6 protein-coding genes and 2 tRNA genes are annotated in these 10,000 nt (G+C 48.1%); 6 read left to right on the top strand and 2 right to left on the bottom strand.

What is annotated here, in order from left to right; all coding sequences use genetic code 11:
• A partial coding sequence (pth, locus tag LDL40_RS18010) for an aminoacyl-tRNA hydrolase (RefSeq protein ID WP_300996861.1) occupies positions 1–406 on the top strand: 406 nt, incomplete at its 5' end.
• Positions 407–474: 68 nt separating this feature from the next.
• Positions 475–1,566, top strand: coding sequence for a redox-regulated ATPase YchF (gene ychF, locus LDL40_RS18005; protein ID WP_300996860.1), 1,092 nt, complete (start codon positions 475–477; stop codon positions 1,564–1,566).
• 148 nt (positions 1,567–1,714) lie between these two features.
• On the opposite strand, the gene rsgA is transcribed toward ychF, so the two are convergent.
• Complete coding sequence (gene rsgA / locus LDL40_RS18000; RefSeq protein ID WP_300996858.1) at positions 1,715–2,749, bottom strand: ribosome small subunit-dependent GTPase A; 1,035 nt, start codon at positions 2,747–2,749, stop codon at positions 1,715–1,717.
• Positions 2,750–3,321: 572 nt separating this feature from the next.
• Here rsgA and LDL40_RS17995 point away from each other — a divergent pair.
• Both LDL40_RS17995 and LDL40_RS17990 read left to right on the top strand, forming a co-directional pair.
• Entirely contained in the window at positions 3,322–7,302 is a 3,981-nt protein-coding gene (locus LDL40_RS17995) for a S8 family serine peptidase (RefSeq protein ID WP_300996856.1), read from the top strand.
• A 105-nt stretch (positions 7,303–7,407) separates the two neighbouring features.
• Positions 7,408–7,878 (top strand): GNAT family N-acetyltransferase, encoded by a 471-nt coding sequence (locus LDL40_RS17990; RefSeq protein ID WP_300996855.1) that lies wholly within the window; start codon positions 7,408–7,410, stop codon positions 7,876–7,878.
• 40 nt (positions 7,879–7,918) lie between these two features.
• On the opposite strand, the gene LDL40_RS17985 is transcribed toward LDL40_RS17990, so the two are convergent.
• Positions 7,919–9,469 carry an oligopeptide:H+ symporter gene (locus LDL40_RS17985; protein ID WP_300996853.1) on the bottom strand — a complete coding sequence of 517 codons (1,551 nt, stop codon included), beginning with the start codon at positions 9,467–9,469 and terminating at the stop codon, positions 7,919–7,921.
• 255 nt (positions 9,470–9,724) lie between these two features.
• Here LDL40_RS17985 and LDL40_RS17980 point away from each other — a divergent pair.
• Together LDL40_RS17980 and LDL40_RS17975 are read left to right on the top strand one after the other, a co-directional pair.
• Positions 9,725–9,801: transfer RNA gene (locus LDL40_RS17980), tRNA-Met, on the top strand.
• A gap of 23 nt (positions 9,802–9,824) precedes the next feature.
• Positions 9,825–9,909: transfer RNA gene (locus tag LDL40_RS17975), tRNA-Leu, on the top strand.
• The last annotated feature ends 91 nt before the right edge of the window (positions 9,910–10,000 follow it).

Here is a 10,000-nt window from a genome sequence, read left to right as displayed (position 1 = left end):
ATTGCTGGTTCCCACTACGTACATGAATTTAAGTGGCAAAGCCGTTGCAGCTATGGCGCAGTTCTATAAACTTTTACCCGAAAACATTCTGGTGGCTCACGACGAAATGGCGATAGCGCCCGGCGTAGCAAAATTTAAACTGGGTGGCGGCCATGCCGGTCACAATGGTTTAAAAGACATCACCAGTAAACTGGGCAATAATGCCAATTTTTATCGCCTGCGACTGGGTATTGGCCATCCTGGCCACAAAGATTTAGTCACAGGTTATGTGCTGGGCAAAGCACCGCAAGCCGAACAGAAGCTGATCGACGAAGCTCTGGATGAATCGATGCGTTGTTTTGAGCTCTGGTTAAGCGATGGCTTAATTAAAGCGCAGCACAGGTTACATAGTTTTAGCGCGGCTTAAACAAAGTTTAAGCGCGTCCGGTTCGCAAACAGTACGGCTTTGCCGTCTACAGCACAAAGGAAACACCCATGGGTTTTAAATGTGGCATCGTTGGTTTACCAAACGTAGGTAAATCCACTCTGTTCAACGCACTGACAAAAGCTGGTATTGAAGCGGCTAACTTCCCGTTTTGTACTATCGAGCCAAATACAGGTGTGGTGCCAGTGCCGGACCCACGTCTGAACCAACTGGCCGCTATTGTAAACCCGCAACGCATTCTGCCAACGACCATGGAGTTTGTCGATATCGCAGGTCTGGTCAAAGGCGCATCCAAAGGTGAAGGTTTAGGTAATAAATTCCTGGCCAACATTCGCGAAACAGACGCCATCGGCCACGTGGTACGTTGCTTTGAAGACGACAACGTGATCCACGTTGCCAATAAAGTAGACCCGGCAGATGACATTGATACCATCAATATGGAACTGGTACTGGCTGATATGGACAGTGCTGAAAAAGCCATTTTCCGCGTCAGTAAAAAAGCCAAAGCCGGTGATAAAGACGCCAAAGCTGAAATGGAAGTGCTGGAAAAAGTAAAAGCGCATTTAGAGCAAGGCTTAACTTTACGCCAGCTGGACTTATCACCAGAAGATAAAGCGCTGGTGTCCTACATGAACTTCCTGACCATCAAACCGACCATGTACATTGCCAACGTGCTGGAAGATGGTTTTGAAAACAACCCACACTTAGACGTGGTGCGTGAAATTGCCGCTAAAGAAGGCGCTATCGTAGTACCAGTTTGTGCTGCTATTGAATCAGAAATATCTGAGCTGGAAGACGACGAAAAAGCTGAATTCTTAGAGTCTATGGGCTTAACTGAACCAGGTTTAAACCGCGTGATCCGTGGTGGTTATTCACTGCTGAACCTGCACACTTATTTCACTGCTGGTGTTAAAGAAGTACGCGCCTGGACTATTCCGGTTGGCGCCACAGCCCCACAAGCAGCTGGTGTGATCCACACCGACTTTGAAAAAGGTTTTATCCGTGCTCAAGTGGTGTCATTCGACGACTTTATCGCCTGTAACGGTGAAGCCGGCGCCAAAGAAGCAGGCAAACTGCGCGTGGAAGGTAAAACCTACGTCTGTAAAGACGGCGACGTCATGCATTTCTTGTTTAACGTTTAACGCTAAGGTTTTACGTTAGCTTTGAAAACCGGACTTTTTAGTCCGGTTTTTTGTTGGATTGTATTTGCTCTAAAACACCAAATACAATCCATGTGTTGCTTACTCAACTAGTGATAACGCAGCTTATTTGCGGCTTTATCAAGGTTACTTATGTTCTCCTCGCCTTGGCAGAAACCACTGACTTCACCATTTTGCTAAATTGTCGTTCCCGGGCTCGCCGCTCCTGCAACGATGCATTATTTCTGGCTTGTTCAGCATTAAGTTTCTGAAAGTTAGCTAACCGTCTTGTATCAAGTGTCCCCTCATCAATTGCCTGCCTAACAGCGCATCCCGGTTCAGTTTTGTGCTGGCAATCACTAAAACGACACTCTGTCATTAGTGCGTCAATGTCAGAAAAGGTACGACGGATACCATCGTCACACTCTGTCAGTTGCAACTCACGCATACCCGGTGTATCAATCAACACTGCGCCTTCACCGGTAAAATGCATAGATCGCGCCGTGGTAGTGTGCCGTCCTTTGCTGTCATCATGGCGGATAGTGGCCGTTTTCTGCCCGGCACTACCTGTTAGTGTATTGACCAAACTAGACTTGCCAACACCGGACGAGCCTACAACAGCCAGGGTGCTACCAGCTCTGTACAAGTGACGAAGTGCGTTACAGCTATCGCTCTCCAGTGCATTAACTGCTTCGACCAACAACAAAGGGTCTAACTGCTGCACCTGTTTCTGCAGCCTTTCGGCATCAGGGCAAAGGTCTTTTTTGGTTAGCACCACCAAAGGCTCGGCTCCACTGTCATGCGCCAACGCAAGGTAACGTTCTATCCGGCTTAAATTAAAATCGTGGTTTAGCGAGCAGACAATCAGCAGTGTATCGACATTGGCTGCAATTAACTGCTCAGCCAGTTGGCTGCCTGCAGCTTTGCGTTTAAACAGCGATTTTCGTGACAATAAGCGCACAAAGCGGCCATGTTCATCCAGCAGCAGCCAATCACCAATGATCATTTGAGGCAGTGCAGAATTAATAGCTATGCTACGCAGACCCAGCGCTGTCGCCAGCTCATAGCCGGAACGATGTTGTGCAATTACGCGGGCAATAACGCAGTGCTCAAATTCCTGCAAATTAAGTTGTTGCTGAAAAAATGCTTGCCAGCCCAGTTGCTGTAATGTTGGAGGTAAGTTCATCTCATTTCCTTTTACGCACAGCAATACACTGCACGCACAGTAAAAAAATGGTTAGGAACTCTGGGAAAACGGCTTATAAAAACCGTATAAGTTGGCTTTCAGAGATCCCGGTCGATAAACACCGGGCAAAGGCTGGTTAAAGCAAAAAAAGTAACAGTTTAAGCTACGCTGTCGCCTTTACCGGGTGGGTAATTATTACAATCATCAAACTCTCCTTCATGCTGTAAAAAACGTCGAAAATATAACAGAAGTATAAACGCAAGGCAAAGTTACAATACCAACAACGAAAACGACCCCGAAAACCAGCTCAAGTATTGCACCAACCCCTAAGCCGGAAATCTGAATTTACGCTTTTTTAGCTGGCTGTTTTTACTCTAAATTTTCCGTCGTATTTTGTCTGTTATTTATTCAACGCTGCTTTAAAAATGTTTCGGAATGCAGTAGCTTAGAACCTCTTAGTTCTCATCGTACAACCTTATACTCCCAGTTTGTGCCACTGTCGGACTTTATATTGTTCAGTCTTGTTCGGTGGATTAAGGAAATGGATTTATCAATCACTATCAAGGATGGTTATGTCTGGACATATTTCCCGCACACTGCCGTGGCTATTGCTGGCGTTAAGCCACCAGGCTGTTGCTGTCACACCAGAGCTTGCAGTTCGCGCTGCTCAGTTGCAAGCTGGCACTTACAGCCTGACTGAAAAGTCAGAGCAAGGCATTCTTCACTACCAGCCACCAACACAACGCTGGATTGTGATGTTAAAGCAACCGGCTTTGTACCCTGCGTTAACGCAACTGGCACAGTCTGAATTAAAACGCTCAGCTTCGAAACAAGGCCCATCCGGTCAGGCACAGGCAATATCACTTCAGCAACAAATACAGGCTTTAAAAAACAACAGTTCTGTTGTGCAGCAACTGTCCGGCAAGATAGAAGAAGCTCAGCAGCAGGTGATCCGTCAGCTGTCGCAAGCAGGTAAAATGCAGGTTGAGCAACACTTCAGCCTGCTGACCAATAGCCTGGTGGTTTCAGGTGATGTAGAACCGCAGCAGCTCAAAGCAATAAGCGGTGTGCTGGCGGTTTTCCCTGAACAAAGTTATAGCGTTACTTTGCAGCACAGTGTACCCAAAGTAAAAGCACCAGAAGTATGGGCGCTTCAAGACAACAACGCTCGTCAAATCACCGGCCAGGGCATACGGATTGCAGTATTAGACACAGGTGTCGACTATACCCACCCGGCGCTGGGGGGTTGCATTGGTGCCGGCTGTAAAGTAGTGGCGGCCCGTAACACCATTGCCAACAATGACGATGTCACTGACATTCACTCTCACGGTACTCATGTTGCCGCTACTGCGCTGGGTAAAGATAACAACGGCAATGGCGTTGCACCGGATGCCAGCCTGATTGCGGTAAAGGTATTAGGCGATGACGGTTTTGGTACCGACAGCTCTATTCTGGCCGGGCTGGATTTTGCGTTGGACCCTGACGGCGATCCGGCGACTGACGACGGTGCCGATGTGATTAACCTGAGTCTGGGTGGCCCCGGTAATGAACACTCGCCTTTAAGTCAGGCGGTAAATGCAGCAGTGCAAAGCGGTGCTGTTGTAGTCGTAGCGGCAGGTAATAACTATGACTACCTGTCAATCGGCTCTCCCGGCGCAGCAAAAGATGCCATCACTGTCAGCAATGCGAATGCAAACGATCAAATAGATGCGTCAAGCAGCCGCGGCCCTTTGCAGGACGCTGCGTTTCTGAAACCAGATTTATCAGCGCCAGGCACAGATATTATGGCGGCCACACCAGGTGGCGGCTACCAAAGCAAAACAGGAACCAGCATGGCCGCGCCTCACGTTGCCGGAGCTGCTGCCCTATTATTGCAGGCAGACCCTAATCTGACGCCGGCACAAATTAAACACAAGCTGGTGCATTCTGCCGACAAGATCAGCGCCAATGCAGCGGAAACAGGGGCTGGCCGTCTGAACGTGCTGAATGCTTTAAAACAAAGTGTCTATCTGGATACTCAGGCATTTTTGTTGGGGCGTGTTGCTGCTGAAACCTCAAGCTTCACAGGCAACCGTCAGTTTATTGTTCATAATCCAACCTCTGCTCCCCTGGATATAAAACTAAGCACCAGCGATGTGCCGTCTTATATGGCAGTGAGTCTGGATCAAACCAGCTTTAGGCTTCTGCCCGGACAACAGCAAAAAGTCACGTTCAGTTTTAGCAGCACTACGGCCGATATCCCTTTGTCAGTCAACAGTGCCGGTGTACATAGTTTTGCCATTGAACTGTCATTAACAGATCAACAACTCAGACTCCCTGTCCTTTTTGAAAAGTACAATGAACTGGCGGTCGAAAACTCAGGCCACTTTCATTTCGTCCGGGCATTCGACAAGAATTGGCAACAAACTACAGCTTTTGGTTTGTCTGGCACAGCGGGTACGCAAAAGTTACGTTATGTCAGCGAGGCGCCAGCTTACCTGATAGCAGATGCACGTTTACCGGATCCAAGGGGTAATGAAGGCAGGTACTCAATCATTTCCGGATACCTGCTCAAAACACTGCAGCCACTGGCTCAGCAGGATCAAAAAATCAGCCTCGACACAGCAGAACTTAACGAGTATCACAAGCTTAGTCCACCCACACTGTCGGGCCAGGCTATTGATTTCTCCCGCCAATCTGTATCAACAGAAGCCTTTTCATTGTATCGCGGCAGCCAACAGATCATTGAGCCAACTTTTACTCTTAGTTTTTGCCCTGAATGTATTACCCCGGCACAACAATTTATGACGGGTGGTTTTCCGGCCGACGACTGGCGCTTTTTTGCGGCGCTGAACTTGCCTAATTTACAGTCTGCGTCCCCTGAAATTTATGAAACCGCCTGGCACGGGCCCTTAGGACAAGGTGATCAGACACAGCAAACAGATTTCACCACCAAAGATCAGGTTCACATTACCCTACCGGAGGAACTGGCCAGCCCGCAATATTTGGGCAGTGGTTCAGGCATTATTGTAATCTGGAATGAAGCAGTGAAAACCGGAGACAAAGTCAGCTACCTGTTTCAGGGTGAAACACGTCATATCTTCACAGCCCCAATGCTAAAGACCATGTCAATTGAGGGCTTTATACCTGCAAGAGTGCTGAGCACTGGTCCTTTTTCAATTTCTGAACAAGGCCATGTGGTCAAATTACATCCAGCTACAGATGAACAGGGGCAGTTAATTCCGGCTTTGGATACCGGGCTCAGCCAAATCCCTATCACATCGGGGCTGAAGTATTCACGGCTTACCATGTCATCTCAGAATAAACAAAGTAACTTTGCTTTTTGGGAAGCCCCACTGCAGGTGCACATCCCTCACCAACCCAAAATATGGGTGGATCAATATTTAAACTACGCAGCCTTCACAGAGCAGACACAGTCAGAGCTGACATGTGGCAATACCACCTATATAGAAACTCTGTGGGAGTACCACTATGGCCCACACTATTGGTCATCGGCTAATTGTCAAAGTCTGAAGCTTCACGTTCCGGAATCACCAAAAAACCCTTCATCCGCGGGCTTAACTGTGACTTATCAGTCTGAAGCTGACGGGCAGTACCCTGTACTAAGCTCTATGCAGTTATTTAATCAAAATCAGCAGTCTGATGTGGTTAGCCGTATTGATCATGAACTGCGCCTGGCCATCACCACAGATGAAACATCACCTCTGGTTGCCCTTGAGCTTGATATCAGAACTGATGACTATGACTGGCGACGGATTTATCAGTCTGAGCAGGACGGACAACACAAGTTAAAACTGCCTTTAACTGCAGAGACAAAACAACTTGATCTCCGGCTGACCGCTGTTCAGGCAAACGGCAATCAGATGCAGCAAATCCTGCCTGGGGTGATCACCATCGGAGCCAATGCTGGCGGCGACAATGACGTCGACAGTGACGGCACCCCTAACCCGCTGGATAGCGATAATGACAATGACGGCATCGAAGATAAAGCAGATGCACTGCCTTATGATGCCAACGAATCAGTGGACAGCGATAAAGACGGCATAGGTAACAACGCCGATCCAGACGATGATAACGACGGCGTGCCTGATTTGAATGATGCCTTTCCTCTTGACCCGACTGAGTCGGTTGACACAGACAAAGACGGTACAGGCAATAACGCAGATACGGACGACGACAACGACGGCGTGCCCGATCTGAATGACGCCTTTCCTCTTGACCCGACTGAGTCAGTCGATACAGACAAAGACGGCATAGGCAATAATTCCGATCCTGACGATGACAATGACGGAGTGGCCGATACAGCTGATGCGTTTTCGCTGGATCCAAAGGAATCCGTGGATACAGACAAAGATGGTATTGGCAATAATGCCGACCCGGATGACGATAATGACGGCGTGCCAGACAGTGCAGATGCCTACCCACTGGATCCAACCCGCTCTGCTTTGCCGGCGCCGGTCGAGGACAATAGTGGTGGAGGCGGCGGTGCTGCTGGTTTCGGCAGCTGGTTCTTGCTATTGATGATGCTGGGCTGGCGTCGCCTACGACGTTAGGACTTATTGATCGGAACGCAGCAGAACCATGATTGAGTCTGGTGCGTTCCGCCTTAATCCTTCTATGATCAGTCCACTGAATACAACTCAAATCCCGGAACATAGATGCCCATCCGCCTGAGCAAAACAACACCTGACGATCTGCCCTGTCTTTATCAAATTCAGCTGGATCAGGATGCAAACCAGATGGCGGCTTTTACTTCCGAAAGTGGCACTGACTTCCGCCTTTATTTTGAGAAGTATGCCAACCACTTAGCTGACCCCACTATCAGCATGTGGACTATCAGAATTGAGCAACAGATTGTGGGCAGTGTGGCGAAATTTGTGATGGCAGGAGATGCTGGCATCACTTATTGGATTGATAAAGAATTCTGGGGACAAGGCATAGCCACCAAAGCACTGACACAACTGCTGCAGCACGAAACTACCCGACCTGTTTATGCCTATGTCGCCTTTGATAATTCAGGTTCACAACGGGTATTGGAAAAATGTGGTTTTCGTAAAGTAGGTACGGACAGAGGATTTGCAAAAGCACGGCAAGCAGAGATTGAAGAGTTTATTTATCAACTGGATTAGCTGCTTAGCCTTTGACAGGAATGTTAAAGGCTAAGCAGCACTATTTCACGGGTCTATAGTTATCCAACATCGTATAGCTGCGGGCATACAAGGCAAACACAGCAGCAGCCAGTAAGGCAAAACCAGCAAAAAAGAACATCAAGAAGGCGGTTTGCGACAAGCCGGTTGAGGCTACATGTGACAACACTGTTTCGCTGCGAATGCTGTTATTCGCCAGCAGCACCCATAAGTTACCTACTGTGACCGACAACTGCCAGAAGCTGGTAATGGTGCCTTTCATCGCTGCTGGAGCCTGACTGTAAGCAAACTCTAAGCCTGTGGCCGATACCAATACTTCACCAAAAGTCAGCAAAGCATAAGGCAAGACCTGCCAGACAATAGACATTACAGTGCCGCCGTCCATCGCCAATTGTACTGAACCGATCACAATCCAGCTTAAACCGGCAAAGGCAATACCAGCGCCCATACGGCGTAATGGAGTTATACGCACACCACAGCGTTCTAACAGCGGATACAAGACTATATGGTTAAAAGGGATCAGCAGCATCACCAACAACGGGTTTAACGCCTGCATCATGGCGGGTTCAAACCAGTGCGGTTTGCTCATGTCATTGGCTTGTAAAATCCAGGTGGAAGCCTTTTGGTCAAATAAAGACCAAAACGGGGTCACTAAAGCAAACAGGATCAAAATACGCAGTACTGAACGCACACCGTCTACCGCTATATCAGGGTGCACACCTCTGGCTCTTTCTAACTGAATAGCAGCCCCAGCTCCACCAAAGCCCATCAGCAGCACTAAAGCTAAACAAAAGGCAGCCACAAAACCCAACACCGGTGTCTGACTTAAGCTAAACATCGCCAACGCTACACCAACCAACGCCAGATACAAACCGCTATTGGCTTTGCCTTGCTCTTTCGCCAATAAAGCTGTTTTCACTACTTTTAAAAAGCTATGCGGGTCTTTAGGTTCAGGTACTACATGCACATAACGACTGCGGCCTAACCAAAAAAACAAGGTAGCTAATGCCATCAGCAGGCCTGGTATACCAAAAGCCACGGCAGCACCAAAGTGTTTTAACGTCAGCGGCATTAATAAAGATGCGAAAAAGGAGCCGAAGTTAATAGTGAAGTAAAAGATATCAAAAGCTTTTTGCGCAAGCTTTTTATTGCTCTGGTCAAACTGATCGCCCATAAAAGCCGACACCAGAGGTTTAATCCCCCCCGACCCCAACGCTATCAGAAACAAGCCGGTATAAAAGCCCTCTTTGCTGGTTTCAAACAAGGCCAAAAACAAATGCCCAATCACATACACTATGCTCAGCCATAAAATAGTGTTGTATTTACCCAGATAACGGTCGGCTAACCAGCCTCCTAATAAAGGAAAAAAATAGACGCCTATGACAAAAGAGTGAAATACGTCTTTGGCTTCGCCTGCTCGCAGGTGCTCTGGCACAGCCAACAGCAAAGCCGTCATTAAAAATGGCGTTAAAATATTGCGCATACCGTAGAAGCTGAAGCGCTCACAGGCTTCACTGGCAATAATGTAGGGGATTTGTCGCGGCCAACGGGCCTGTTTTACCTCTGTGGACATGGGTTTTCCTCTGGCTTGCTCTTTACAAAAGCAGCTTATTTTTTAGTTATTAAGTACAAACCGATACTACCCCATCAGTCGTATAATCCCAAACGAGCAGCGGAAAAAGCGAAAAAACTGACTGTGTTGGCATCAACTTGCATAGAAAACCAGCAAACAAACCGAATAGACAAAGATGTGGTAAAAAAACGGTTGACGCAAAAAAGCCTGATGAGCATAATACGCGCCACTTGCTTAGGACAACTAAGACATAGTGGCTACATAGCTCAGCTGGTTAGAGCACAGCACTCATAATGCTGGGGTCGCAGGTTCGATTCCCGCTGTAGCCACCACTTAATTTGTTCGTTCAGTGTTAGCGGAAGTGGCGAAATTGGTAGACGCACTGGATTTAGGTTCCAGCGCCGCGAGGCGTAAGAGTTCGAGTCTCTTCTTCCGCACCAAGCAAGTAAGAATTCTGCAGTTTCTGCAGGGGTATAGCCAAGCGGTAAGGCAGCGGGTTTTGATCCCGCCATTCTGGGGTTCGAATCCCTG

Origin of the sequence: Rheinheimera sp., from assembly GCF_020217005.1 — a bacterium.
Lineage (GTDB): Bacteria > Pseudomonadota > Gammaproteobacteria > Enterobacterales > Alteromonadaceae > Pararheinheimera.
Note: the sequence above shows the minus strand (reverse complement) of the source record. Positions and strands in the feature narration are given on the sequence as shown.